We start from the raw sequence: 262 nt of genomic DNA, 5'->3' as shown, positions 1-262 counted from the left end.
ACAACTAATGCTAATGATGATGCATACACAACAACTCCGGATGCTGTGATATCACAAAACGTTTTAGTTAATGATAATGATGTTGAAAATGATAACCAAACAGTAACGGCTAACACAAACCCAAATAACGGTACAGTAACAGTAGCGCCTAACGGTGACTTTACCTATACACCAAACCCTGGTTTTGTTGGAACAGATATGTTTACGTATACCATTTGTGATGATAATGCAGATCAAGCTTGTGATACAGCTACCGTTTACA

At 37.4% G+C, this 262-nt stretch carries 1 protein-coding gene; it reads left to right on the top strand.

Annotated features, from left to right (window positions below):
* A partial coding sequence (locus tag V6246_RS18425) for an Ig-like domain-containing protein (protein WP_341561888.1) occupies positions 1-262 on the top strand: 262 nt, incomplete at both ends.

This window comes from Algibacter sp. TI.3.09, assembly GCF_038154905.1.
Lineage (GTDB): Bacteria > Bacteroidota > Bacteroidia > Flavobacteriales > Flavobacteriaceae > Algibacter.
This window is presented reverse-complemented; position numbering and strand designations above follow the sequence as displayed.